This is a genomic window from Pseudomonas sp. efr-133-TYG-5, assembly GCF_030209175.1.
GTDB lineage: Bacteria > Pseudomonadota > Gammaproteobacteria > Pseudomonadales > Pseudomonadaceae > Aquipseudomonas.
On sequence record NZ_JARVSM010000004.1, the window covers coordinates 394,992 to 420,570 of the forward strand.

Below are 25,579 nucleotides of genomic sequence, written 5' to 3' on the forward strand. Positions count from 1 at the left end.
CATAGGGTTAAATCGCGGCTACACCTAGGATCAGTGCTCAAGTTTCCGATCAGGGCGCGTCATGGACTTCATTCTGTATGCGGTGCCGTTCTTCTTCGTTTTGATTGCGCTGGAGCTCGTCGCCGACCGTTGGCGCGGGGTCAGCAACTATCGCCTGGCCGACGCGGTGAACAGCATCAGCACCGGGGTGCTGTCGACCACCACCGGCCTGCTGACCAAGGGTGTCGGGCTGCTGACCTATGCGTTTGCCCTCGAGCACCTGGCGCTGTTCAGGCTGCCGGCCGACAGCGTCTGGGTCTGGGTATTCGCCTTTGTGCTCTACGACTTCTGCTACTACTGGCTGCACCGCATGGGCCACGAGCGCAACATCCTCTGGGCCGCGCATTCGGTGCATCACCAGAGCGAGGACTACAACCTCTCCACGGCGCTGCGCCAGACCAGCACCGGGTTTCTGCTGAGCTGGATCTTCTACCTGCCGCTGGCCGTGCTCGGCGTGCCATTGCTGGTGTTCGTCAGCGTCGCGGCGCTTAACCTGCTGTATCAATTCTGGGTGCACACCCGGCATATTCCCAAGCTCGGCTGGTTCGAGTGGTTTTTCGTCACGCCGTCCAATCATCGGGCCCACCATGCACAGAACGCTCTCTACATGGATCGCAACTACGGCGGGGTGTTCATTATTTGGGATCGGCTGTTCGGTTCGTTTCAGGAAGAGGACGACAACGAGCCGGTGATCTTCGGCGTGACCACACCGTTGGCGAGCTGGAATCCGCTGTGGGCGAACCTGCAGTTCTACGCGCAACTGTGGCACGACGCGCGGCGCGCCGAGCGCAAGTGGGACAAGCTGCGAATCTGGTTCATGCGCACCGGCTGGCGGCCGGCGGACGTCGCGTTGAAATACCCGATGAGCAAGCCGGACCTGAGCCAGTTCCGCAAATTCGACGTGCCGCTCGACAGCCGCCAGCAGTGGTACGTGGCGGCGCAGTTCGGCGTCTACATTGCGCTGGGCAGCTACCTGATGAATCTGGAGCGCAGCCTGCCGACGGCCGCGCTGTTGCTCGGCTGGGGGGCGGTGGCGTTCGGTCTATTCGTGCTCGGCGTGGCCCTGGAGAATCGCCCGTGGGCGTTCCGGCTGGAGCTGTCGCGGCTGGCCGCGAACCTGCCGCTGGTGTGGCTGGCGCCGCTGGTCGGGCTATGGCCGGCCAGCCCGCTGGCGTGGGTCGGCCTGCTCAGTTACAGCCTGCTCAGCGGCATCGGCCTGTACTGCTGCCGGCAGCGGCTTACTCGGCTGGCGTCTTAGGGTCGGCCGCCTTGGCGATTTCCGCCTGGCGCAGTTGCTCGGCCTTTTCCGCCTGTTCGGTGCGCTTGCGCAGTTGCTCGTCCTCGTAGACCTGCTTGGCCAGCCGTGCATTCTTGAAGCGCCGGCGCAGCCACAGGACGACACCGAGGATCAGCAGCGCGCCGAGGACCCACAGTTCGTATTTCTTGATGCTGCCGAGCATGCCCTCGAGTACCGCGCCGAAGTGGTAGGCGGCGGCGGCCAGCGCCGTGGCCCAGATGGCCGCGCCGATACCGTTGAGCAGCAGGTAGCGTCCCGGCGGATAGCCCGACAGGCCGATCGCCACTGGCATCACCGTGCGCAGGCCGTAGACGAAGCGGAAGCTCAGGACCCAGATGTCCGGGTGCTTGCGGATATGTTCCAGCGCGCGGTCGCCCATCATCTGCCAGCGCGGCTTGCGCGCCAGCAATTTGCGTCCGTGCTTGCGCCCCAGGAAGTACCACAGCTGATCGCCGGCATAGCTGCCGAAGAACGCCACGACCACCACCAGGTTGATATCCATGTATCCACGGAACGCGAGGAAGCCCGCGAGCACCAGAATGGTTTCGCCTTCGAAGAACGTGCCGAGAAACAAGGCAAAGTAGCCGAAGTCATGCAGAAATTGTTGGAGCATTGTCTGGGTGCTGGCGAAATGAACGCGCAGCCTAACCCTTCGGACACATTCAGGAAAGTGTCGAAATGTGTCTCGACGTGAACATTTCCTACACGGACAATGGAATGCGGCTACCTGTCACAGGGGTGCACATAACTGTAATACGACCGTCATAATGGCCGCTTATAACTGTCACGCTCGCCCGTTTGCGCGGGCTCAGGAGTCTGCCGTGAGCTTTACCCCTGCCAACCGTCTGTTCCCTGCCACCCGCCTGCGTCGCAACCGCCGTGATGATTTTTCGCGTCGGCTGGTGCGGGAAAACGTGTTGACGGTCGATGACCTGATCCTACCGGTATTCGTGCTCGACGGCGAAAATCGCCGCGAAGCCGTGGCCTCGATGCCGGGCGTCGAGCGCCTGACCATCGATCTGCTGCTCGAAGAAGCGGCAACCTGGGTCGAACTGGGCATTCCGGCGCTGGCGTTGTTCCCGGTCACTCCCGCCGAGCTGAAATCCCTCGACGCCGCCGAAGCCTGGAACCCTGAAGGTATCGCCCAGCGCGCTACCCGCGCGCTGCGTGACCGATTCCCCGAGTTGGGCGTGATCACCGACGTCGCCCTTGACCCGTTCACCACCCACGGCCAGGACGGCATCCTCGACGAAGACGGCTACGTGCAGAACGACATCACCGTCGACGCCCTGGTGCGCCAGGCCCTGTCCCATGCCGAGGCCGGCGCCCAGGTGGTCGCGCCGTCGGACATGATGGACGGTCGCATCCAGGCGATCCGCGAAGCGCTAGAAGTGGCTGGCCACGTCAACGTGCGCATCATGGCCTACTCGGCCAAGTACGCCAGCGCCTATTACGGGCCGTTCCGCGATGCGGTGGGCTCGGCGGCGAACCTCGGCAAGGCGAACAAGGCCTCCTATCAGATGGACCCGGCCAACAGCGACGAAGCGCTGCACGAAGTCGGCGCCGACTTGTCTGAAGGCGCGGACATGGTCATGGTCAAACCCGGCATGCCGTACCTGGACATCCTGTTCCGGGTCAAGGATGCCTTCAAAGTGCCGACCTTCGTCTATCAGGTCAGCGGCGAATACGCCATGCACATGGCGGCGATCCAGAATGGCTGGTTGAGCGAAGGCGTGATCCTCGAATCCCTTACCGCCTTTAAACGTGCCGGTGCTGATGGCATCCTGACTTACTTTGCTGTCCGTGCCGCTCAATTGTTACGAGAGCAGAAATAGCCCTCCCAGGAACATTCGATGAATACCGAAGGACTCACAGAAGTTGCAGTAAAAGAAGCTCAGCCGGTGGTCGAGCAAATCACCGAAACCCCGCCGGAACTCGAGCCTGCGCCACCCGCGCCGGTCACCGAAGCCGTCGCGGCGGCGCCCGTGATTGCGATTCCGGGCCTGGATGACAGCAGCCTGTACATCCACCGCGAGCTCTCGCAGCTGCAGTTCAATATCCGCGTGCTGGAACAGGCGCTGGACGAGTCCTATCCGTTGCTGGAGCGGCTGAAGTTCCTGCTGATCTTCTCCAGCAACCTCGACGAATTCTTCGAGATTCGCGTCGCCGGCCTGAAGAAACAGATCACCTTCGCCCGTGAACAGGCGGGCGCCGACGGCCTGCAACCGCATCAGGCACTGGCGCGAATCAGCGAGCTGGTGCACGGTCACGTCGACCGCCAGTACGCGATCCTCAACGACATCCTGTTGCCGGAGCTGGAAAAGCATCAGGTGCGCTTCATCCGTCGCCGTCACTGGACGACCAAGATCAAGACCTGGGTGCGCCGCTACTTCCGCGACGAGATCGCGCCGATCATCACCCCGATCGGCCTCGACCCGACGCACCCGTTCCCGTTGCTGGTGAACAAGAGCCTGAACTTCATCGTCGAGCTCGAAGGCATCGACGCCTTCGGCCGTGACTCCGGTCTGGCGATCATTCCGGCACCGCGCCTGCTGCCGCGGATCATCAAGGTCCCGGAAGAAGTCGGCGGCCCGGGCGACAACTATGTATTCCTGTCGTCGATGATCCACGCCCACGCCGATGACCTGTTCCAGGGCATGAAGGTCAAGGGCTGCTACCAGTTCCGCCTGACCCGCAACGCCGACCTGGCGCTGGATTCCGAGGACGTCGAAGACCTGGCCCGCGCCCTGCGTGGCGAGCTGTTTTCGCGGCGCTACGGTGATGCGGTGCGCCTGGAAGTCGCCGACACCTGCCCCAAGCACCTCTCGGACTACCTGCTCAAGCAGTTCAACCTGAGCGAGACCGAGCTGTATCAGGTCAATGGCCCGGTCAACCTGACCCGTCTGTTCAGCATCACCGGCCTGGACAGCCACCCGGAACTGCAATACACGCCGTTCACCCCGCAGATCCCGAAACTGCTGCAGAACAGCGAAAACATTTTCAGCGTGATCAGCAAGCAGGACATCCTCCTGCTGCACCCGTTCGAGTCGTTCACCCCGGTGGTCGACCTGCTGCGCCAGGCCGCGAAAGACCCGCATGTACTGGCGGTGCGCCAGACCCTGTACCGCTCCGGCGCCAACTCGGAAATCGTCGATGCGCTGGTGGACGCCGCGCGCAACGGCAAGGAAGTGACGGCGGTCATCGAGCTGCGCGCGCGCTTCGACGAAGAGTCCAACCTGCAACTGGCCAGCCGCCTGCAAGCGGCCGGCGCGGTGGTGATCTACGGCGTGGTCGGCTTCAAGACCCACGCCAAGATGATGCTGATCCTGCGTCGCGAGGCCGGCGAGATCGTGCGTTACGCGCACCTCGGCACCGGTAACTACCACGCCGGCAACGCCCGTCTGTACACCGACTACAGCCTGCTGACCTCCGACGACGCGCTGTGCGAAGACGTCGGCAAGCTGTTCAGCCAGTTGATCGGCATGGGCAAGACGCTGCGCATGAAAAAGCTGCTGCATGCGCCGTTCACCCTGAAGAAGGGCATGCTCGACATGATTGCCCGAGAGACCCAGTTCGCCCTCGACGGCAAACCGGCGCACATCATCGCCAAGTTCAACTCGCTGACCGATCCGAAAATCATCCGCGCGCTGTACAAGGCCAGCCAGTCCGGTGTGCGCATCGATCTGGTGGTGCGTGGCATGTGCTGCCTGCGGCCAGGCATTGCCGGGGTTTCGCACAACATTCATGTGCGCTCGATCATCGGCCGCTTCCTCGAACACACCCGGGTGTTCTACTTCCTCAACGGTGGCGAAGAGCAGATGTTCCTCTCCAGTGCCGACTGGATGGAGCGCAACCTCGACAAGCGCGTTGAGACGTGCTTCCCGGTGGAGGGCAAGAAGCTGCTGACCCGGGTCAAGAAAGAGCTGGAGCTGTACCTGACCGACAACACCCACAGCTGGAGCCTGCAGTCGGATGGCCGCTACATCCGCAACACGCCGACCGGCAACCAGAACCCGCGCAGCGCGCAGGCGACGTTGCTGGAGCGCTTGGGCAGCCCGATTCTGCCGGTGAGCAGCTAAGGTCAGAAGCAAATGTCCCTAGCCCTCTCCCTCGGGAGAGGGCTGGGGCAAGGTCGACCCCGACCCTCAAGCCGAACCCAATAAAAAAGGCGATCCAGAAGGATCGCCTTTTTTGTGCCTGAGATTTTGACTCAGTGCACGGTGAGCACAATCCCCACCCGCGTCAGCCACTCGGCCTCAAGCCCGAAGTCCGCCTGCGTCAGTTGATTCTCATCCAGCCAGTTCTGCGGAAACTCCACATCGAGGCTGTCGCCCTTGGCATGCAGCGTCACTTGCGGCATCGCCTGGGTGCCACGGATGTGGTGGAACAGGATGGCGAAGCGCAGCAGCACGCACAGGCGAATCAGCTTGATGCCGTCGTCGCCGAACTCGGCGAACTTGTCCTTGGGAATGTTGCGGCGGTGGCCACGCACCAGCAGCGCAAGCATCTGCTGGTCTTCGCGGGAGAACCCGGCGAGGTCCGAATGCTCGATCAGGTAGGCGCCGTGCTTGTGGTAGTGGTAGTGCGCGATGTCGAGCCCGACTTCGTGGACTTTCGCCGCCCAGCCCAGCAGTTCGCGCCAGATGCCGTCGTCCAGTTCCCAGTCCGCCGCGACCTGGTCGAAGGCGTGCAGCGCCTTGCGCTCGACCCGTGCGGCCTGTTCCAGGTCGACGTGGTAGCGCTCCATCAGCGAAGTCAGGGTGCGTTCGCGCACATCTTCGTGATGATGGCGGCCGAGCAGGTCGTAGAGCACGCCTTCACGCAGCGCGCCTTCGCAGTGATCCATGCGTTGCAGTTCGAGGGCGTCGAAGATCGCTTCGAGAATCGCCAGGCCGGCCGGGAAGATCGCCCGGCGATCAGGCTTGATACCTTCGAAATCGATCTTGTCGACATCGCCGAGCTTGAACAGCCGGCGCTTGAGCCAGGCCAGGCCCTCGGCGTTGACCTCGCCGGAGCCGTGACCGCCCGCCTTCAGCGCCAGCCCGATGGCGCGGATGGTCCCCGAGGAGCCGATGGCTTCATCCCAGGTCAGGCGGTGCAGGGCGTGTTCGATGCTCATGATCTCCAGGCGCGCCGCGGTGTAGGCCTGGGCGTAGCGGGCCGGGGTGATCTTGCCGTCCTTGAAGTAGCGCTGGGTGAAGCTGACGCAGCCCATCTGCAGGCTTTCGCGCAGCAGCGGTTCGAAGCGCTGGCCGATGATGAATTCGGTACTGCCGCCGCCGATGTCGGCGACCAGGCGTTTGCCCGGGGTGTCGGCGAGGGTGTGCGACACGCCCAGGTAGATCAGGCGCGCCTCTTCGCGACCGGAGATGACTTCCACCGGGTGGCCGAGGATTTCTTCGGCGCGGTGGATGAATTCCAGGCGGTTGCGCGCTTCGCGCAGGGCGTTGGTGCCGACGATCCGCACGGCGCCCAGGGGCATGCCGTTGATCAGTTGGGCGAAGCGCTTGAGGCAGTCGAGGCCGCGCTGCATCGATTCTTCGTTGAGATGACGCTCATCGTCGATGCCGGCGGCCAGCTGCACCTTCTCGCCGAGGCGCTCGAGAATGCGGATTTCGCCGTTCTGGGCCTTGGCCACGACCATGTGAAAGCTGTTGGAGCCCAGGTCGATTGCGGCGATCAGGGACAGATTCTTGGCTTGGGATTGCGGCATGGTCAGGGGGTCTCGGTCGATAACCTCGCCATCGTGCCACGATCAAACGCTGGCGCCAACGCGCACGGTTCAAACCGTTGATTCAGCGCATAAAAGCTTGAGACCGCGGCGCGACCCTTCGCGAGCAGGCTCGCTCGCACAGGTTTTGCGGCGAGCACACCCTTGTGCTGCAGCAGAGAACCTTGTGGGAGCGAGCTTGCTCGCGAAGGCGTCCGCTCAGGTGCTGAAGCGTTATCAGGCGGTCGCTTCCACCGTGCCAATGAAATTCGCCAGCTCCGCCGTCTGCGGATTGGCAAACAACACCTTCGGATCCCCCACTTCATGCACCTTGCCATGGTGCATGAACACCAGTTTGTCGCCGACTTCGCGGGCGAAGCGCATCTCGTGGGTGACCATGATCAGCGTCATGCCTTCCTTGGCCAGTTGGCGCACCACGGCGAGCACTTCGTTGACCAGTTCCGGGTCCAGTGCCGAAGTGATCTCGTCACACAGCAGCACTTTCGGCGACATCGCCAGCGCTCGGGCAATCGCCACGCGTTGTTGCTGGCCACCGGACAGGCGATCCGGGAAAGCGTCGAACTTTTCCCCCAGGCCGACGCGCTCCAGCATCCTGCGCGCCAGTTCGGCTGCCTTGGCCTTCGGCACTTTCTGCACCACCTGCGGCGCGAGCATGACGTTTTCGCCGACGGTCAGGTGCGGGAACAGGTTGAACTGCTGGAACACCATGCCGACTTTCTGCCGCAGGCTGCGCAGGTCGGCGCGGGCGGCGTCGAGGTATTCGCCGTCGACTTCGATCACCCCGTCATTGATCGACTCCAGGCCGTTGAGGGTGCGCAGCAGGGTCGATTTGCCCGAGCCGCTGCGGCCGATGATCGCCACCACCTGGCCTTCTTCGACACTCAGGTCGATGCCTTTGAGCACGTGGTGATCACCGTAGTATTTATGCAGGGCGGAAATTCTAAGCAGAGGCATGCAGTCTCCTTTCCAGGTAGCGCGCACTGAGGGACAAGGGGTAGCAGAGCAGGAAGTAGCCGAGGGCGACGAGGCCGTAGACCATGAACGGTTCGAAAGTGGCGTTGGCGAGCATGCCGCCGGTCTTGGTCAGCTCGGTGAAGCCGATGATCGAGGTCACCGCGGTGCCTTTGACCACTTGCACCGAGAAACCCACGGTCGGCGCCACGGCGATGCGCAGCGCCTGCGGCAGGATCACGTAGCGCAATTGCTCCAGCGGGTTCAGCGCCAGACTCGACGAGGCCTCCCACTGACCGTGGGGAATCGCCTCGACGCAACCGCGCCAGATCTCCGCCAGGTAAGCGCTGGTGAACAGCGTCAGGGCGATCGCCGCCGCCAGCCACGGCGAAATTTCGATCCCGGCCAGCGCCACGCCGAAGAACACCAGAAACAGCTGCATCAACAGCGGCGTGCCCTGGAACAGCTCGATCCAGGTTCGGGCGAGGCGGCTCGGCAGGGGATTTTTCGAGATGCGCATGACCAGGATCAGCAATCCGACCAGCCCGCCGCCGATAAACGCCACCAGCGACAGCGCCAGTGTCCATTGCAGGCCGGTGAGCAGGTTGCGCAGGATGTCCCAGAAAGTGAAATCGCTCATTGGCTGCTCCTTGCGATGAAGCGCCGACCGAACCAGTTCAGCAACTGACGGATCAGCAGCGCCATGCACAGGTAGATCAGGGTGGTCAGGGCATAGGTTTCAAAGGCGCGGAAATTGCGCGACTGAATGAAGTTGGCGGCGAAGCTCAGTTCCTCGGTGGCGATCTGCGAACACACCGCCGAGCCGAGCATGACGATGATGATCTGGCTGCTCAGGGCCGGCCAGACCTTGCCCAGCGCCGGCAACAGGACCACGTGGCGGAACGCTTCGAAGCGGCTCATCGCCAGCGCCGCGGCGGCTTCCAGCTGCCCGCGCGGGATCGCCTGAATGCCGGCGCGGATGATCTCCGTGGAGTAGGCGCCGAGGTTGACCACCATCGCCAGCACGGCGGCTTGCCATTCGGAAATCTGCACGCCGAGCGACGGCAGGCCGAAGAAGATGAAAAACAGCTGCACGAGGAACGGTGTGTTACGGATCAACTCGACGTACACGCCGAAAATCGCCGCGAACGGGCGGATCTGCCACGCGCGCACCAGCGCGCCGACGATGCCCAGCGCCACCCCGAGCACTGCACCGATGGCGGTCAGTTCCAGGGTGAACAGCGCGCCGTGGAGCAACAGGCCGGTGTTTTCCAGCACCGGCAGAAAATCAAACTGATAGGCCATCGAATACCTCCCGCAGGCCTGCTCAGAGATCGGCCGGCAGCGGCTCTTTCAGCCAGGTCTGCGAGTTTTTCTCCAGCGCGCCGTCAGCCTTGGCGGTGGTCAGGATGTCGTTGACCTTGCCCAGCAGCGCCGGCTCGTTCTTGTTCACGCCGACGTAGACCGGCGAATCCTTGAGCTTCACTTTCAGCGCCGGCACGCGTTTGGGGTTCTTCTCGCTGATGGCCACCATCACCACGTTGCCGCTGGCGATCAGGTCGACTTGCCCGGCGAGGTAGGCGGCGATGGTCGAGTTGTTGTCCTCGAAGCGCTTGATGGTCACGCCTTCGGGGGCGACCTTGGTCAGCTCGATGTCCTCGATGGCGCCACGGGTGACGCTGATGGTCTTGCCCTTGAGGTCTTCGAGGCTGCCGATGGCAGCGTCCGGCGGACCGAACACGGCGAGGTAGAAGGGCGCGTAGGCGCGGGAGAAGTCGATGACCTTCTCGCGCTCGGGATTCTTGCCGAGGCTGGAGATCACCAGATCGACCTTGCCGGTGGTGAGGAACGGGATGCGGTTGGTGCTGTTGACCGGGGTCAACTCGAGTTTGACCTTGAGCTGGTCAGCCAGCAGTTTCGCCGTGTCGATGTCCAGGCCGCGCGGCTTCATGTCCGGGCCGACCGAGCCGAATGGCGGGAAGTCCTGGGGCACGGCGACTTTCAGGGTGCCGCGCTTGATCACGTCATCCAGGCCGTCGGCGTGGGCGGGGGCCTGGCTCAGCAGCAGGCTGGCAAACAGGGCAGCGAGGAGGGCGCTGTAACGCTGGGTCATGGCAAATCTCCGGATCGGCGGGAAGTGATTTCTGCGATCGGACAGAGCACGCGCCGTGCCAATACCGCGATCAACCCCCGGCAGGCCGCGGGTTTGCCGGGTTTGTTCGGTCTTACTGGTCTGAACAGTCAGGTACGGTTTCGCACCCCGATGGCGCATCGACGCGGGTCGCCGAACTCCCGTGGGGCACGACTTGCCGGCCGTGGCGAATAGCTTTACAACTAGCCGCACATTGGCCTGGCTTGTCTGGAAAACCATGAACTCGATCTCCCGCGCGGTACCCGAAGTGGCGCTGCAAGCGATCCGCAAACTGATCACCGAACAGGGTTTCGGACCCGGCGATGCGTTGCCGTCGCAACGGGATCTGGCGCTGCAGCTGGGGGTCAGCCGGGCCTCGCTGCGCGAAGCACTGTCGTCGCTGAGTGCGCTGGGGGCGATCAGCATCCAGCCGGGCAAGGGCGTGTTCGTCCAGGCGGCGGTGGATCTGCCGCGCGGTGACAGTGCGCCGACCTGGCCCTTCGCGGCCCAGGCTTCGCCGCTGGAAATCTTTCAGCTGCGCTACGCGCTGGAGGGCTTCGCGGCCGGCCTGGCGGCGCTGACCCTGAGCACCTTCGACCTCGACGAACTGGAAGACAACGTCGCCGCCATGCGCGAGCAGCTGCGCGGCGGCGACTTCGAGGCGGCGGCGAAACTGGATTTCGAATTCCACCGGCGCATCCTCCTGGCCAGCGGCAATCAGGCGATGCTGAGCATCCTCACGGCCAGTGCCGACATCTTCCTCGAGAGCCAGAAACTGCCGTTCATCCGCGCCGAGCGGGCGATGGAAACCTGGCAGGAACACCGCAAGATCCTCCGCGCCCTGGCTCGCCGCGCGTCGGCCGCGGCCCAGAAAGCCATGCAGGAGCACGTGCGCAACGCTGCGCTGCGCACCGGAATCGCCTTCATCGCCCCCGCTGGCGCGTGACCTGGGCTATACCCAAATTCATGGGGCACCATAGCAAGACTCAATCATCTGCGGCTTCCTGAACAGGGGAAGGGCGGATATGATGGGCCACGTTTTTTTGCTTACAACCTGGAGAATTCCATGAGCAGCGATCTGATCAAACACGTTAGCGACGCTAGCTTCGAAGCCGACGTACTCAAGGCCGAAGGCGCTGTACTGGTCGACTACTGGGCTGAATGGTGCGGCCCTTGCAAAATGATCGCTCCGGTTCTGGACGAGATTGCCGAGACTTACAAAGGCAAGCTGACCGTTGCCAAGCTGAACATCGACGAGAACCAGGAAACCCCGGCCAAGCACGGCGTACGCGGGATCCCGACCCTGATGCTGTTCAAGAACGGCAACGTCGAAGCGACCAAAGTCGGCGCACTGTCGAAGTCGCAACTGGCTGCTTTCCTCGACGCCAACATCTAAGCGTCGTCGTAAACAGTGTCAGTAAAAAGCCCCGCAAATTGCGGGGCTTTTTGCGTATTCAGGGCTAGACGCTCCCAAATCCAGGTGGTACATTCGGCCCCGCACTGGTTTCTCCACTGCCCCCTGCTAGCCGTCGCCGACGCACTCCTTTTCGAACAAGTTCGCGATCCTGTCGCCTTCTCCGCGGCGCGGCCTCATTAAGCCAAAAGCTTAATTTCCCCCCCTCCATAAATGATTACGTCATTCCTATATGAATCTGACTGAACTCAAGCAAAAGCCGATTACCGAACTGCTCGAATTGGCCGAACAGATGGGCATAGAAAATATGGCCCGTTCGCGCAAGCAGGACGTGATTTTCTCCCTGCTGAAAAAGCACGCCAAAAGCGGCGAGGAAATCTCCGGTGATGGCGTGCTGGAGATTCTCCAGGACGGCTTCGGCTTCCTGCGCTCCGCTGACGCTTCCTACCTCGCCGGCCCGGACGATATCTACGTCTCGCCGAGCCAGATCCGCCGTTTCAACTTGCGCACCGGTGACACCATCGTTGGCAAGATCCGCCCGCCGAAGGAAGGCGAGCGTTACTTCGCCCTGCTCAAGGTCGACACGATCAACTTCGATCGTCCGGAGAACGCGAAGAACAAGATTCTCTTCGAGAACCTGACCCCGCTGTTCCCGACCGTGCGCATGAAGATGGAAGCCGGCAACGGTTCCACCGAAGACCTGACCGGTCGGGTGATCGACCTGTGCGCTCCGATCGGCAAAGGCCAGCGTGGTCTGATCGTGGCACCGCCGAAGGCCGGTAAGACGATCATGCTGCAGAACATCGCAGCGAACATCGCCCGTAACAACCCTGAAGTTCACCTGATCGTGCTGTTGATCGACGAACGTCCGGAAGAAGTGACCGAAATGCAGCGCACCGTGCGCGGCGAAGTGGTTGCCTCGACCTTCGACGAGCCGCCGACCCGTCACGTGCAAGTGGCCGAAATGGTGATCGAGAAGGCCAAGCGCCTGGTCGAACACAAGAAGGACGTGGTGATCCTGCTCGACTCCATCACCCGTCTGGCCCGTGCCTACAACACCGTGATCCCGAGCTCCGGCAAGGTCCTGACCGGTGGTGTCGATGCTCACGCCCTGGAGAAACCGAAGCGTTTCTTCGGTGCCGCGCGCAACATCGAAGAAGGCGGCTCGCTGACCATTATCGCCACCGCGCTGGTTGAAACCGGCTCGAAGATGGACGAAGTGATCTACGAGGAGTTCAAGGGTACCGGCAACATGGAACTGCCGCTGGATCGCAAGATCGCCGAAAAGCGTGTGTTCCCTGCGATCAACATCAACCGTTCCGGCACTCGCCGCGAAGAGTTGCTGACCGCCGACGACGAACTGCAGCGCATGTGGATCCTGCGCAAGCTGCTGCACCCGATGGACGAAGTCGCCGCCATCGAGTTCCTGGTCGACAAGCTGAAAACGACCAAGACCAACGACGAGTTCTTCCTGTCGATGAAGCGCAAGTAATCGCGTCGGTCGAGTCCGAAAAATGGCGCCCCCCGGGGGGCGCCATTTTTTTGCCTGATTTTTGTCCGGACGCCGAGAGGATTCGGTTCGGCTAAGGTCAGTGGTTGGCATGAGCAGAAACAGCACTCGGAAACATCTGCGCAAGAGTGTCCGGCTGTACAAAAAATAACCACCTGATTGGCATTGCAAGATTTATGAGCACACTGGCTTATCGAAGGGATATCGACGGTTTACGCGCAGTCGCGGTGATTGCCGTGGTGCTGTTCCACTTTGGCGTCCCGGGGTTTACCGGCGGGTTTGTCGGCGTGGACGTGTTCTTCGTGATCTCTGGCTACCTCATCACCTCGATCATCTGGAACCAGCGCCAGGCCGGCCGTTTCAGCTTTGTCGAGTTCTGGGCGCGGCGCGCACGGCGGATTCTGCCGGCGCTGTTCGCCATGATTATCGCGGTGCTGGCGGTGGGCTGGTTCCTGCTGGCGCCCAAGGATTACGAAGAGCTGGGGCGCTCGGTGCGCTATCAGGTGATGTTCGTCTCGAACATCCTGTTCATGCGCCAGGACGGCTACTTCGACGTTGCCTCCGACCTGAAGCCGCTGCTGCACACCTGGTCGCTGGCGGTGGAAGAGCAGTTCTACATCATCTTCCCGCTGCTGCTGACGCTGTTGTCGAGTCGCCTCAAGCACTGGCGGCTGGCGCTGTTCGGGCTGTTGCTGGTGTCATTCGGCCTGAGCGTGTGGGCGGTCAGCCAACATCCGGAAAAAGCCTTCTTCCTGCTGCCGATGCGCGCCTGGGAGTTGCTGGCCGGGGCGATGCTGGCGGTGGCGCCGAAGCATGGCTGGCGCCTCAAGCCTGGCGCGGCGCAGGGCCTGAGCCTGCTGGGCATGGCGTTGATCCTGCTCGCAGTGTTCGCTTACGACAAGGCGACGCCGTTCCCTGGCGCTGCGGCGTTGCTGCCGGTGCTGGGCGTGGTGGCGCTGATTCTGGCCAACGGTCATCGGCAGACCTGGGTCGGTCAATTGTTGAGCAGTCGACTGATGGTCGGCCTCGGGTTGATTTCCTATTCCTGGTACCTGTGGCACTGGCCGGTCTTCGTGTTCTCCAGCTATGCCAGCGTCGAGGCGCCGGGCGCGCTCGACACGGCCGGGTTGATTCTGCTGACCCTGGTGCTGGGCTACCTGTCGTGGAAGTTCGTCGAAACCCCGTTCCGCGAGCGGCGTTTGCTTGCCGGTCGTCGGCAGGTATTGCTCGCGGGTTTCTGCGGGATTCTGCTGCTCGGCCTGGCCGGCCAGGCGCTGCGCTGGACCGATGGCCTGCCGTGGCGCCTGTCCGATCAGGCATTGCAATACGCCAAGGGTCGCGAGTGGCGGCCGGAGTTGATGGCGTGCCTGGCGGACGACAAGACCCCGGACGACAAGCTGTTCTGCCATTACGGCGTGACGGATCTGCCGAGCCGCGCGATGGTCTGGGGCGACAGTCACGCCACGGCGTTGATTCCGGTGTTCGATGACGGGGCCAAGGCCCACGGTGTCAGCGTGATCCTGGCCAGCTCCCCGGGGTGCATTCCGCTCGACGGGCTGGAGCATGACGGTGTCTGTGCGCGCTTCAACAAGCGCGTCGAGCAGGGCCTGAAAACCCGGGCGGTCAGCGATGTGGTGCTGGTCGCCCGCTGGAGCCTGTACCTGTACGGCGACGCCAAGGGCGATCTCGGCCATGTCCTGAGAACGCCTGACGGCCGTTACGATCGCGCCGAGGCCGAGCAGCGTTTCGCCGAAGGCCTGCGCACGCGCGTGGCGCAATTGCGTGCGGCCGGGCATCGCGTGTGGCTGGTGAAAGAGGCGCCGCTGCAGATGTTCAGCCCGCCGTATCGGCTGACGCGGCTGGCAATGCTCGATCGCCCGGTGGATGGCGTCGGCCTGGACGTGGCGGCGCACCACAAGCGGCAGGTGTTTATCAGCCAGGTGTTCGCGCAACTGGCGCAGCATGATCCGGCGGTACGCGTGGTCGATCCGGCACCGCGGCTGTGCGATGAAAATGGTCTGTGCCACGCCGAACTCGGCGGTTACTCGCTGTACACCGATGACAATCACCTCTCGGAAGTCGGTGCGCGCTTCGTGGCGCCGATCCTCGAGCCGTTGTTTATCGACCTGCAAGGCACGTCGAACCTCAAGAAAGGCCAGACGAATGCAGCCAAGTAAGCAGCGACAGGCTGCCACAGGCCGGCATAGCAGGTAGGATGTACGCCTATTTTGAGGGTGCCATCGTCAATGAAATTCAAGGATCTTCGGGATTTCGTGCAGCAGCTTGAGCAGCGCGGAGAGTTGAAACGCATCCAGATTCCCGTTTCGCCGGTGCTGGAAATGACCGAGGTGTGCGACCGCACCTTGCGGGCCAAGGGCCCGGCGCTGCTGTTCGAAAAGCCGACCGGGCATGACATTCCGGTGCTCGGCAACCTGTTCGGCACCCCCGAGCGGGTGGCCATGGGCATGGGTGCCGAGTCGGTCAGTGAACTGCGCGAGATCGGCAAGCTGCTGGCGTTCCTCAAGGAGCCTGAGCCGCCCAAGGGCTTGAAGGACGCGTGGTCGAAACTGCCGATCTTCCGCAAGATCATCTCGATGGCGCCGAAAGTCGTCAAAGACGCGGTGTGCCAGGAAGTGGTCATCGAAGGCGACGACGTCGACCTGGCGATGCTGCCGGTGCAGACCTGCTGGCCCGGCGACGTCGGTCCGCTGATCACCTGGGGCCTGACCGTCACCAAGGGACCGAACAAAGAGCGGCAGAACCTCGGCATCTACCGCCAGCAAGTGATCGCCCGCAACAAAGTCATCATGCGCTGGCTCAGCCATCGTGGCGGCGCGCTGGATTACCGCGAATGGTGCGAGAAACATCCGGGCCAGCCGTTCCCGGTGTCCGTGGCCCTTGGCGCCGACCCGGCGACCATCCTCGGCGCGGTGACACCGGTGCCCGACAGCCTGTCCGAATACGCCTTCGCCGGTCTCTTGCGCGGTAACCGCACGGAGCTGGTGAAGTGCCGCGGCAACGACCTGCAAGTCCCGGCCACCGCCGAAATCATCCTCGAAGGGGTGATCCATCCCGGCGAAATGGCCGACGAAGGCCCGTACGGCGACCACACCGGTTACTACAACGAAGTCGACAGCTTCCCGGTATTCACCGTCGAGCGCATCACCCACCGGATCAAGCCGATCTACCACAGCACCTACACGGGGCGGCCGCCGGATGAGCCGGCGATCCTTGGCGTGGCGCTGAACGAAGTGTTCGTACCGATCCTGCAGAAGCAGTTCCCGGAGATCACCGATTTCTACCTGCCGCCGGAAGGCTGCTCGTATCGCATGGCCGTGGTAACGATGAAGAAGTCGTATCCGGGGCATGCCAAGCGCGTGATGCTCGGGGTCTGGTCGTTTTTGCGACAGTTCATGTACACCAAATTCGTTATCGTCACCGACGACGATATCAATGCCCGCGACTGGAACGACGTGATCTGGGCCATCACCACGCGCATGGATCCCAAGCGCGACACGGTGATGATCGACAACACGCCGATCGACTACCTTGATTTCGCCTCGCCGATTTCCGGCCTGGGGTCGAAAATGGGGCTCGATGCCACGCATAAATGGCCCGGTGAAACCACTCGCGAGTGGGGCCGGGTAATCGTCAAGGATGACGCCGTTACCCAACGGATCGATGCCATCTGGAATCAGTTAGGAATAGATTGATGCGTGTAACTTTGCAGCCCTCCGGAGCCGTGCTTGAGATACGGCCCGGCGAGCGGATTCTCGATGGAGCGCGGCGCCTGGGCTATGAATGCCCGCAGAGCTGCCGCAACGGCAATTGCCATGTGTGCGCGGCGCTGCTGGTGGAGGGCCGGGTCGAACAGGCCGGCAAGGTGCACGACCACGGCGAGTTCTACACTTGTCTGGCCGAGCCGCTGGAAGACTGCATCGTGCTGTGGGATGGCGTGCTCGCCCTGGGAGAATTGCCGGTGCGCAGCCTGGCGTGTCAGGTCATCGAATGCCGGGACGTCGGCGGCGACACCTGGCGCGTGCGCCTGCGCGCGCCGGCCGGCAAACCGCCGCGCTATCACGCCGGGCAGTACCTGATGATCGAGCGCGAGAGCGGCGAAAAATCGGCGTTCTCCATGGCCTCGGCACCGCACAGCGGGCGCGACCTGGAAATCCACGTGCTGGCGCGCGAAAGCAGTGCGCTGAGCCTGATCGAGCAGTTGCAGCGCAACCCGCTGGTGCGTGTCGAGCTGCCGTTCGGCGATACTCATCTCGCCGAACTGCCGGACGGACCGCTGGTGCTGATCGCCGCCGGCACCGGCATGGGTCAGATCCACAGCCTCATCGAACATTGCCGCGCCAACGGCTTCAAGCACCCGGTACATCTGTATTGGGGCGTGCGGCGTCCGGAAGACTTCTACCAGATCGAACATTGGCACGAGTGGTTGAAGCTGCCCAATCTGTTCCTGCACAAAGTGGTCAGCGATCAATGCGGCTGGGAAGGGCGCTGCGGCATGCTGCATGAAGCGGTGTGCGAGGATTTCCCCGATCTCAAACCGCTGCACGTCTACGCCAGCGGCTCGCCGGCGATGGTCTATGGCACCCTCGATGCGCTGGTCGAGGCGGGCATGGACGCGCATCAGATGCGCGCCGACGTCTTCGCCTACGCACCGCGCGGCTGAGTCTTTATAACTCTCCATATAGCCGATCGGTATTTATGTAATTGCATAAATACCGGTAGGTTATATATCAATGAGGCAATTAATTAATAAATGTGCCATGGCACTTAAATTGCCTTAAAACATATGTGCCTTATTGTTACAGCGGTGCGTTCTATTAAGTAATTCTTCACCCGCGGGGAGCTGAACGCTATTCGCCATGAGCGCCATTGAAAACGGTTTGTTGAATCTCGCTTACCCTCCGCGGCTCGATCTTGGGCCGCAGCTGACGCACGAACAACTTCTCGCCTCCATGCAATCGACCATGGCGCGCCACAAGGGCGGGCCGGTGTGGCTGTTTGCGTACGGTTCGCTGATCTGGCGGCCGGAATGCACGGCGGTGGAGCGCGTACGCGCACGAGTACATGGCTATCATCGCGGCTTGTACCTGTGGTCTCACGAACATCGCGGCACGCCGGAGATGCCCGGGCTGGTCTTTGGTCTGGATCGGGGCGGTTCCTGCAGCGGCTTCGCCTACCGGTTGCCGCAAGACAATCTCGACACTGCGCTGTATGCCTTGTGGAAACGCGAGATGCCGTTCCCGTCCTATCGCCCGCACTGGCTCAATTGCCGGCTCGAGGATGGCACTCAGGTACAGGCGTTGGGATTTGTCCTGGAACGACACCTGCCCAGCTATGCCGGCAATCTGCCGGATCATGTGCTGAGCCAGGTGTTCGAAAGCGCTTGCGGGCGGTACGGCACGACTCGCGATTATGTCGAGCAGACCGTTCATGCCCTGCGCAGCCACGCCATGCCAGACCGCAATCTGGAGGCGCGGCTCAAGCGCTGTAAGTCAAAAGTCGATCAGGCGATCGCTTCGCGGCTCTGACTGGCGACCTGCTTGTGCCACAGGGTCGGGGCGAGGAACGCCATCGACAGCAGGCAAGCGCCCACCAGCAACACGAAACCACCATCCCAGCCGAAATGGTCGACGGTGTAGCCCATCGCTGCGCTGGCCGCGACCGAACCGCCCAGGTAGCCGAACAGGCCGGTGAAACCGGCAGCCGTGCCAGCGGCCTTCTTCGGTGCCAGCTCCAGCGCCTGCAGGCCGATCAGCATCACCGGGCCGTAGATCAGGAAGCCGATCGAGAACAGTGCGATCATGTCCACGGTCGGGTTGCCGGCCGGGTTCAGCCAGTAGACCAGGGTCGCCACGGTCACCAGCGCCATGAACACCATGCCGGTCAGGCCGCGGTTGCCACGGAAGATCTTGTCCGACATCCAGCCGCACAGCAGCGTGCCCGGGATCCCCGCCCACTCGTAGAAGAAATAGGCCCATGACGTCTTGTCGACGTCGAAGTGCTTGGCTTCCTTGAGGTAGGTCGGCGCCCAGTCCAGCACGCCGTAGCGCAGCAGGTAGACAAAGACGTTGGCCATGGCGATGTACCAGAGCATTTTGTTGCGCAGCACGTATTTGACGAAGATTTCCTTGGCGCTGAATTCGTCTTCGTGGCTGGCGTCGTAGCCTTCCGGGTAATCGTTCTTGTACTGCTCGATGGGCGGCAGGCCGACCGATTGCGGGGTGTCGCGCATGGTAATGAAGGCAAACGCCGCCACCGCCAGGGCCACTGCAGCCGGCACGTAGAACGCGGCGTGCCAGTCGTTGAACAGGCCCATGCCGATCAGGAACAGCGGGCCGATCAGGCCGCCGCCGACGTTATGCGCCACGTTCCATACCGACACCACGCCGCCGCGTTCCTTCTGCGACCACCAGTGCACCATGGTGCGGCCGCTCGGCGGCCAACCCATGCCCTGGGCCCAGCCGTTGATGAACAGCAGGATGAACATCATGGTCACGCTGGACGTGGCCCACGGCGCGAAGCCGAAAATGAACATCACCCCGGCCGACACCAACAGGCCGAACGGCAGGAAGTAACGCGGGTTGGAACGGTCGGACACCAGGCCCATGAGGAATTTCGACAGGCCGTAGGCAATGGCGATGGCCGACATCGCCAGACCCAGCTCGCCGCGGGTGTAACCCTCGTCGATCAGGTACGGCATGGCCAGGGAGAAGTTTTTGCGCAGCAGGTAGTAACCCGCATAGCCAAAGAAGATACCGGCGAAGATCTGCCAGCGCAGGCGTCGGTAGGTACTGTCTATTTTTTCTTCAGGCAACGGAGCCTGATGTGCGGCAGGGCGAAAGAAAGCAAACATTCAAGAGCTCCAAATTTCTTGTTTTGACTGCGGATGCGAATGTTACAGTTTCGTTACCGAAAATAGCATCGCTTCGCATTGGCAAAACAGCGGAAATGTTGGAAGTCGAGCGTTCCTTTATGAACATGTCGCTCAGATATAACAACAGGACGTTGTGGGAATAATTACTTTGGCCGATTTCTGCGGATTTTCGCGGCGAAATAACACGTGACCATAGGAAACGTCCCTCAGTGGAACAGGACGCCGCCGAATGGGCAGGCCAGGCTGTACGCCTTACCCTTTGCCTATTGTCGAAAGCGCGGCTCAATCGCAAGGGAGCGGGTATGAAGGGGTGGTGGCTGGTGTTGTTGTGGGTTGTATCGCTGGAGATTCAGGCAGGCGAGATGAACCTGGAAGCGGAGTCCACACTTCCTCCGGTGTATCCGAGGACATTGCAGCGCGCCGGGATCACCGGCGATGTGCAGGTCAGCTTTATCGCCCACGCCGACGGCTCCGTAAGTGAGGTCAGCGTCCTGCACAGCGATCATCCACAGTTGGCCGACGCTGCCGTGGCGGCGGTCCGCCGCTGGCGGTTCAAGCCGTGGACGGTGTCCGCCGACACGCCGGCGACGCAGGACGTGCGTGCGCCACTGGCGTTTCGCTTCAAGGCACCTGCCGGCATCAATCAATGGCTCAAGGCGCTGAAGTGCCGCTCGGTCAACGAGCACCTGGCGGCAACCGCGGAGGATGCGTGGGTCGACGCGCTGCCGTTCCATTACACCCGTGCTTACCTTACCAACACGATTTCACCGCAGCAGCTGCCGGCGGAACAACGCCTGGCGCTGATCGCCAAGCTCAACCGCCGCGTGTCGGATGTCGTAGTGCGTTGTCGGGAGCGGCCGATGAGCAATTTCGCCGGTTTTCTCCCAGAAGAAATTCGTCGCTTGCTGTAACTGCCAAAGCGCGCGGGTGAGGCGATCCGAGACGTTGGCCCGAACCGCCCGGCAGGCTCAGCGCACTTGCACCACGACCTTGCCCACTGCCTTGCGCTGGCCGAGGTCATTGATCGCCTGCGCCGCATTGCTCAGCGGATAGACCTGCGACACCAGCGGTTTCAGCTTGCCCTCGGCGAACCAGCCGAACAGTTGCTGAAAGTTCGCCGCGTTGTCCTGGGGTTGGCGCTGGGCGAAGGAGCCCCAGAACACGCCAACCACCGCCGCCCCCTTGAGCAGGGCGAGGTTGACCGGGAATTCGGGGATGCGTCCGCTGGCGAAACCGACGACCAGCAGACGGCCGTTCCAGGCGATGGCGCGCACAGCCTGGTCGAACAGGTCGCCGCCGACCGGGTCGTAGATCACGTCGGCACCCTGGCCGTCGGTGAGGCGCTTGATCTCGTCCTTGAGGCTGGTTTCGCTGTAGTTGATCAATTCATCGGCGCCGGCAGCCTTGGCCACGGCGAGTTTTTCCGCGCTGCTGGCGGCGGCGATCACCCGGGCGCCCATGGCTTTGCCGATCTCCACGGCCGCCAGGCCGACGCCGCCGGAAGCGCCGAGCACCAGCAGGGTCTCGCCCGGTTGCAGGTTGCCGCGTTGCTTGAGGGCGTGCATCGATGTGCCGTAGGTCATGCTGAAGGCCGCGGCGGTGTTGAAGTCCATCGACGGCGGAATCGGCAGCACGTTGTAGCCAGGCACCGCGACCTGCTCGGCGAAGCTGCCCCAGCCGGTCAGGGCCATGACCCGGTCACCGACTTGCAAATGGCCGACCTTTTCACCCACGGCGCTGACCACCCCGGCCGCCTCGCCACCCGGTGAAAACGGGAAGGGCGGTTTGAACTGGTATTTGCCCTCGATGATCAGCGTGTCCGGGAAGTTGACCCCGGCGGCGTGCACGTCCAGCAGGATTTCGTTCTTCTTCGCGACAGGACTGGCGACGTCTTCCAGCACCAGCGATTCGGCAGGGCCGAAGGCTTTGCACAGCACGGCTTTCATCAGGGCTATTCCTTTGGGAGTGATGGCCGATAAGTGTAGGTGTCGCAGTCAACGGGTCAACGAGCATGCCCGGCCCTGATAGTCGCCCATAAGCTTGTGCTTGCGCGGCGGGTCGTTATGCTAGGCCGCAAACCGGATAAGGAGCGAATTGTGAAAGCGTGGATCATGTTGTTGCTGGCCCTGTCTCTGCCTGTGGCAGCGCTGGCCGAAGAAGCCAAAGAGGGCGAGGCGCCGAAGGTCAACTACATCACCCTGAGCCCGCCGTTCGTGGGCAACTACGGACTGGACGGCACGCCGAAGCTCAAGGTCTACAAGGCCGACGTGGCCCTGCGGGTGACGGGCGACGAAGCGACCAAGCTGGTCAAGGCCAACGAGCCGCTGATCCGCAATCAACTGGTGGCGCTGTTCACCCAGCAGTCGACCGAGGCGATGGGCAGCATCGAGGGTAAAGAGAAGCTGCGTCAGGAAGCCCTGAAGCAGACCCAGCAAGTGATGAATGACGAAACCGGCAAGCCGGTGGTCGAGGACCTGCTGTTCAACAACCTGATCATTCAATAAGTCTTCTGCTGTCCTGGCCGGCCCCATCGCTGGCCAGCCAGCTCCCACAGACTTTTCGGCTGGCCACGGTTATGGGTTCACTGGAAGTCCCTGTGGGAGCTGGCTTGCCAGCGATTGCATTTGCCTAGCACCCAACTATTCAGGGTTTGAGCGCGATCACTGCCGCCCATTGCTGCGCCGTCACTGGCATCACCGACAGTCGCGAACCTTTCTGCACCAGCGGCAGCTCGGCCAGTGCGGCCTGCTGCTTGAGGTAATCGAGTTTCAGCACCCGGGCGAACGTCTCGACGTGGGCGACATCGATTGCGGTCCAGGCATTTTTCTCCGGCGTGGCTTTCGGGTCGAAGTAGTGGCTGTCCGGCTCGAGTGCCGTCGGGTCCGGGTAGGCGGCGCGGATGATTTTGCCGATACCGGCGATTCCCGGCTCCGGGCAGCTGGAGTGGTAGAAAAAGAACTCGTCGCCCTCGGCCATCGCACGCAGAAAGTTGCGCGCCTGGTAGTTGCGCACCCCGTCCCAGCGCGCCTGGCCGAGCTTTTCCAGGCCTTTGATCGAGAGCTCGTCGGGCTCGGATTTCATCAGCCAATAGGCCATGGGTTTTGCTCCTCGCGGGGTGATTGGGCAAGTTGTCGGGCAATTTTATGACAAACCGACGGTCGGTTGACGTCAGCGTTTGCGCAGCGGTTCACGTTGTCGCAAAATGCCGGCCTTTAAAGCTTGACGCTGCTGCACGGCTACGCATGGAAACCGCTGCTGTCATCGTGATGATGTGCCTTGAGGGGGGCAATCGATGAAACGCAAACCGGATTTGCTCTGGACACTGGTTATTTTGTTCGGCCTCGGCGTCGTGACCACCGGTTATGCGCAAAGTCTGTGGGCGAACAAGGCCGATGCGCCGATTGAAGTGGCGCAACAGGTACAACAGTCGAGCGCGTTCAAGCGCTGAACCTGCCTTCCCGGCGTCGCTGATCGCGGCGACGCCTATCCCGCGAAATACCACGCCTTGTCCGTTACCGTGCCCTGCAACGGTACGTCCCAGCTCGCCTGCGCCAGGCGCTCGACCTTCTGACATTCATGGGCCAGGCCCAACAGCGTCGGCTTGCGCCAGCTCTGCCGGCGGGCGAGGTAGGCCAGGCTGCGGTCGTAGAAGCCGCCGCCCATGCCCAGGCGTCCGCCGACGTCATCGAATCCCACCAGCGGCAACAACACCAGATCCAGGGCCCAGATCTTGCGCTGTCGCGCCAGGCTCGAACGCGGTTCGAGAATGCGGAAGCGGTTGGGCTTGAGCTTTTCTCCGGGACGAATGCGCTGGAAGACCATTTTCGTTCGCGGCCAGGCGCTGAGCACCGGCAGGTAGGTGGCCTTGCCGCGCCGCTGGGCCGCGCGCAACAGCAGGCGCGGATCGATTTCACCGTCGGTGGGCAGATACAGGGAAATGTGCCGGGCGCGGCGGAACTGCGGGTGTTGCGCCAGTTGCCTGTACAGGCCCTGGGCAGCCTGGCGCTGCTCGCTCGGGGTCAGCGAGCGCCGGGCCTTGCGCAACAGACGACGTAATTGTGGACGGGGCAGCAGCGCAGGTTCGGTCATGGTTCGGCTTCGGCAGGTGAGGGCGGAAACGCACGCATAAAAAATCCGATGCCGGCAAAACCGGCATCGGATTCGAATCAGGCTCCCCGGATGAGCCGCTGTCGACTTAGCCCTTGAACCCGAAAGTTCAAGGTGGAGGATGCAGTAGGCTTTAAGGCTTTCCGTCTGGCGGACATGCACACCAGCCCAACGTGCAACCCCCAGGGTAGTGCAAATCGGCTCAGGGACATCGTCAACTGGCAAGCACCCCAGGGAGTGCGGCGAGTATACCTCAAGCGGCCCGACGAATCAGCCCTTGCTGATGTCCGGATCGTCCGCCAGCACCAGATCGACACGATCGAGCAAGTCGCGCACCTGTTCACGGGTCGAGCCGCTGGCCTGGATGTCCGGACGCTCTTCTTTGTGCAAGAGATCGTGGGTGATGTTCAGCGCGGCCATCACGGCGATGCGGTCGGCGCCGATGACTTTGCCGCTGCTGCGGATCTCGCGCATCTTGCCGTCCAGGTAACGCGCGGCGCTGACCAGATTGCTGCGCTCTTCCTGGGGGCAGATGATCGAATATTCTTTGTCGAGGATCTGCACGGTAACGCTATTGCTTGAACTCATGAGTCTTGCTCCAGGGCCTTGAGGCGCGAAATCATCGATTCGACCTTACGCCGGGCGATTTCGTTTTTTTCAATGAGGTGCGCGCGTTCCTCGCGCCAGGTCTTTTCCTGAGCTACTAAGAGTGCGTTTTGACTCTTTAGTTGCTCGACTCGGGTAATCAGCTTTTCGAGTCTGGCCATCAGCGCTTGCAGGTCGGTGTCTTCCATTGTGTCCACTGAATTCATCTGATGGGTGGCAGGCGCCTGGGCTGGCAGTCAGCCTTTAATAGTCTTGGCGAGTCTGTCGATGTAGGATACAAGGCCTTCATTCTAGACATAGCGCCGTCTGGCGCCTAGCTGCCCATGCCCATTCAGAATTCTCCGTACCAAGCCTTTGCCACCCTGCTGTCGACCAGCGGTCATCCTGTCTCGCCTGCCGAACTGCACGGCCTGTTGCTCGGCCGCAGCTGCGCCGGCGCCGGTTTCGAGGTCGACAGCTGGCTGGCCGATGCCGCCGAGCTGCTTGAAAGCGAACCGGCAGACAACGTGCGCAATGCCCTGATCGGCCTGCAGGAAATGGTCAAGGGCGAGCTTACCGGCGACGACATGACGGTGGTCCTGCTGCTGCCGACCGACGACACGCCGCTGACCGAACGCGCCGCGGCCCTGGGCCAGTGGTGCCAGGGTTTCCTCACCGGTTTCGGCCTGACCCGCCGCGCCTACGCGCTGAGCACCGAGGCCACCGAAGTGCTCCAGGACCTGGCCGCCATCGCCCAGGTGCAGGACGCGCTGGAAGAGTCCGACGACGGCGAAAGTGACTACATGGAAGTCATGGAATACCTGCGCGTCGCGCCGCTGCTGCTGTTCACCGAAACCAAGAAGGCCGACGAAGCGCCGGCCAAACCGTCGCTGCACTGATCGCTGCCAGGGAACGCCATCTG

Annotated in this window: 26 protein-coding genes and 1 other RNA gene; 14 read left to right on the forward strand and 13 right to left on the reverse strand. The window is 62.4% G+C overall.

Annotated elements, in window-relative coordinates:
- The first annotated feature begins 61 nt into the window (after positions 1-61).
- Positions 62-1,297, forward strand: a complete 1,236-nt coding sequence (locus QRN70_RS16615; RefSeq protein ID WP_285419048.1) for a sterol desaturase family protein — start codon at positions 62-64, stop codon at positions 1,295-1,297.
- Here QRN70_RS16615 and QRN70_RS16620 read toward each other — a convergent pair.
- Positions 1,278-1,949 carry a DedA family protein gene (locus QRN70_RS16620; protein ID WP_285419049.1) on the reverse strand — a complete coding sequence of 224 codons (672 nt, stop codon included), beginning with the start codon at positions 1,947-1,949 and terminating at the stop codon, positions 1,278-1,280. The genes QRN70_RS16615 and QRN70_RS16620 overlap by 20 nt on opposite strands.
- 208 nt (positions 1,950-2,157) lie before the next feature.
- On the opposite strand from QRN70_RS16620, the gene hemB reads away from it, so the two are divergent.
- Positions 2,158-3,171, forward strand: a complete 1,014-nt coding sequence (gene hemB / locus QRN70_RS16625) for a porphobilinogen synthase (RefSeq protein WP_285419050.1) — start codon at positions 2,158-2,160, stop codon at positions 3,169-3,171.
- Between the two features lie 18 nt (positions 3,172-3,189).
- Complete coding sequence (gene ppk1, locus QRN70_RS16630; RefSeq protein WP_285419051.1) at positions 3,190-5,415, forward strand: polyphosphate kinase 1; 2,226 nt, start codon at positions 3,190-3,192, stop codon at positions 5,413-5,415.
- 131 nt (positions 5,416-5,546) lie between these two features.
- Here ppk1 and ppx read toward each other — a convergent pair whose 3' ends face one another.
- The 5 genes from ppx to QRN70_RS16655 form a co-directional block, all read right to left on the reverse strand.
- Positions 5,547-7,049, reverse strand: a complete 1,503-nt coding sequence (gene ppx, locus QRN70_RS16635) for an exopolyphosphatase (RefSeq protein WP_285419052.1) — start codon at positions 7,047-7,049, stop codon at positions 5,547-5,549.
- Between the two features lie 234 nt (positions 7,050-7,283).
- Positions 7,284-8,021: an amino acid ABC transporter ATP-binding protein gene (locus tag QRN70_RS16640; protein WP_285419053.1), complete on the reverse strand. Its 738-nt coding sequence runs from the start codon at positions 8,019-8,021 to the stop codon at positions 7,284-7,286.
- Positions 8,008-8,658, reverse strand: coding sequence for an amino acid ABC transporter permease (locus QRN70_RS16645; RefSeq protein WP_285419054.1), 651 nt, complete (start codon positions 8,656-8,658; stop codon positions 8,008-8,010). Before QRN70_RS16645 ends, QRN70_RS16640 begins: the two co-directional genes overlap by 14 nt.
- Positions 8,655-9,323, reverse strand: a complete 669-nt coding sequence (locus QRN70_RS16650; protein WP_285419055.1) for an amino acid ABC transporter permease — start codon at positions 9,321-9,323, stop codon at positions 8,655-8,657. The genes QRN70_RS16645 and QRN70_RS16650 overlap by 4 nt, the downstream gene beginning before the upstream one ends.
- A gap of 22 nt (positions 9,324-9,345) precedes the next feature.
- Positions 9,346-10,131 carry a transporter substrate-binding domain-containing protein gene (locus QRN70_RS16655; protein WP_285419056.1) on the reverse strand — a complete coding sequence of 262 codons (786 nt, stop codon included), beginning with the start codon at positions 10,129-10,131 and terminating at the stop codon, positions 9,346-9,348.
- A 256-nt stretch (positions 10,132-10,387) separates the two neighbouring features.
- Between QRN70_RS16655 and QRN70_RS16660 the strand changes: the two genes are divergently transcribed.
- From QRN70_RS16660 to QRN70_RS16690, 7 genes are all read left to right on the forward strand, one after another.
- Positions 10,388-11,095: a FadR/GntR family transcriptional regulator gene (locus QRN70_RS16660; protein ID WP_285419057.1), complete on the forward strand. Its 708-nt coding sequence runs from the start codon at positions 10,388-10,390 to the stop codon at positions 11,093-11,095.
- 120 nt (positions 11,096-11,215) lie between these two features.
- The gene (gene trxA, locus QRN70_RS16665; protein ID WP_003206727.1) at positions 11,216-11,545 is read left to right on the forward strand and encodes a thioredoxin TrxA; all 330 of its coding nucleotides are present in this window, start codon (positions 11,216-11,218) and stop codon (positions 11,543-11,545) included.
- A gap of 250 nt (positions 11,546-11,795) precedes the next feature.
- The gene (gene rho, locus QRN70_RS16670) at positions 11,796-13,055 is read left to right on the forward strand and encodes a transcription termination factor Rho (protein ID WP_003229334.1); all 1,260 of its coding nucleotides are present in this window, start codon (positions 11,796-11,798) and stop codon (positions 13,053-13,055) included.
- 194 nt (positions 13,056-13,249) lie between these two features.
- Positions 13,250-15,250, forward strand: coding sequence for an acyltransferase family protein (locus QRN70_RS16675; protein ID WP_285419058.1), 2,001 nt, complete (start codon positions 13,250-13,252; stop codon positions 15,248-15,250).
- 69 nt (positions 15,251-15,319) lie between these two features.
- A complete protein-coding gene (gene ubiD / locus QRN70_RS16680) occupies positions 15,320-16,786 on the forward strand; it encodes a 4-hydroxy-3-polyprenylbenzoate decarboxylase (RefSeq protein WP_285419059.1) in 1,467 nt (488 codons plus the stop codon).
- Positions 16,786-17,754, forward strand: a complete 969-nt coding sequence (locus tag QRN70_RS16685) for a CDP-6-deoxy-delta-3,4-glucoseen reductase (RefSeq protein ID WP_285419060.1) — start codon at positions 16,786-16,788, stop codon at positions 17,752-17,754. The genes ubiD and QRN70_RS16685 overlap by 1 nt, the downstream gene beginning before the upstream one ends.
- Before the next feature lie 196 nt (positions 17,755-17,950).
- Positions 17,951-18,619 carry a gamma-glutamylcyclotransferase gene (locus tag QRN70_RS16690; RefSeq protein ID WP_285419061.1) on the forward strand — a complete coding sequence of 223 codons (669 nt, stop codon included), beginning with the start codon at positions 17,951-17,953 and terminating at the stop codon, positions 18,617-18,619.
- Here the strand turns inward: QRN70_RS16690 and glpT are convergent.
- On the reverse strand, positions 18,595-19,944 hold the full coding sequence (glpT, locus tag QRN70_RS16695) for a glycerol-3-phosphate transporter (protein WP_285419062.1): 1,350 nt from the start codon (positions 19,942-19,944) through the stop codon (positions 18,595-18,597). The two genes, QRN70_RS16690 and glpT, sit on opposite strands and share 25 nt — an antisense overlap.
- Before the next feature lie 323 nt (positions 19,945-20,267).
- On the opposite strand from glpT, the gene QRN70_RS16700 reads away from it, so the two are divergent.
- Positions 20,268-20,876: a TonB family protein gene (locus QRN70_RS16700; RefSeq protein WP_285419063.1), complete on the forward strand. Its 609-nt coding sequence runs from the start codon at positions 20,268-20,270 to the stop codon at positions 20,874-20,876.
- A gap of 57 nt (positions 20,877-20,933) precedes the next feature.
- Here QRN70_RS16700 and QRN70_RS16705 read toward each other — a convergent pair whose 3' ends face one another.
- Positions 20,934-21,911 (reverse strand): NADPH:quinone oxidoreductase family protein, encoded by a 978-nt coding sequence (locus QRN70_RS16705; RefSeq protein ID WP_285419064.1) that lies wholly within the window; start codon positions 21,909-21,911, stop codon positions 20,934-20,936.
- A gap of 150 nt (positions 21,912-22,061) precedes the next feature.
- On the opposite strand from QRN70_RS16705, the gene QRN70_RS16710 reads away from it, so the two are divergent.
- A complete protein-coding gene (locus tag QRN70_RS16710; protein ID WP_285419065.1) occupies positions 22,062-22,469 on the forward strand; it encodes a flagellar basal body-associated protein FliL in 408 nt (135 codons plus the stop codon).
- 139 nt (positions 22,470-22,608) lie between these two features.
- Here QRN70_RS16710 and QRN70_RS16715 read toward each other — a convergent pair whose 3' ends face one another.
- Entirely contained in the window at positions 22,609-23,061 is a 453-nt protein-coding gene (locus tag QRN70_RS16715; RefSeq protein ID WP_285419066.1) for an EVE domain-containing protein, read from the reverse strand.
- 196 nt (positions 23,062-23,257) lie between these two features.
- Here QRN70_RS16715 and QRN70_RS16720 point away from each other — a divergent pair, with 196 nt between their 5' ends.
- Positions 23,258-23,413 carry a hypothetical protein gene (locus QRN70_RS16720; RefSeq protein WP_285419067.1) on the forward strand — a complete coding sequence of 52 codons (156 nt, stop codon included), beginning with the start codon at positions 23,258-23,260 and terminating at the stop codon, positions 23,411-23,413.
- Positions 23,414-23,448: 35 nt separating this feature from the next.
- Here QRN70_RS16720 and QRN70_RS16725 read toward each other — a convergent pair whose 3' ends face one another.
- From QRN70_RS16725 to QRN70_RS16740, 4 genes are all read right to left on the reverse strand, one after another.
- Complete coding sequence (locus tag QRN70_RS16725; protein ID WP_285419068.1) at positions 23,449-24,054, reverse strand: 5-formyltetrahydrofolate cyclo-ligase; 606 nt, start codon at positions 24,052-24,054, stop codon at positions 23,449-23,451.
- Positions 24,055-24,133: 79 nt separating this feature from the next.
- Positions 24,134-24,312, reverse strand: a non-coding RNA gene (gene ssrS, locus QRN70_RS16730) — 6S RNA.
- Between the two features lie 30 nt (positions 24,313-24,342).
- On the reverse strand, positions 24,343-24,660 hold the full coding sequence (locus QRN70_RS16735) for a cell division protein ZapA (protein WP_007967943.1): 318 nt from the start codon (positions 24,658-24,660) through the stop codon (positions 24,343-24,345).
- The gene (locus tag QRN70_RS16740; protein ID WP_285419069.1) at positions 24,657-24,866 is read right to left on the reverse strand and encodes a TIGR02449 family protein; all 210 of its coding nucleotides are present in this window, start codon (positions 24,864-24,866) and stop codon (positions 24,657-24,659) included. Before QRN70_RS16740 ends, QRN70_RS16735 begins: the two co-directional genes overlap by 4 nt.
- Positions 24,867-25,001: 135 nt before the next feature.
- On the opposite strand from QRN70_RS16740, the gene QRN70_RS16745 reads away from it, so the two are divergent.
- A complete protein-coding gene (locus QRN70_RS16745; RefSeq protein ID WP_285419070.1) occupies positions 25,002-25,556 on the forward strand; it encodes a YecA/YgfB family protein in 555 nt (184 codons plus the stop codon).
- Positions 25,557-25,579: the final 23 nt, after the last annotated feature.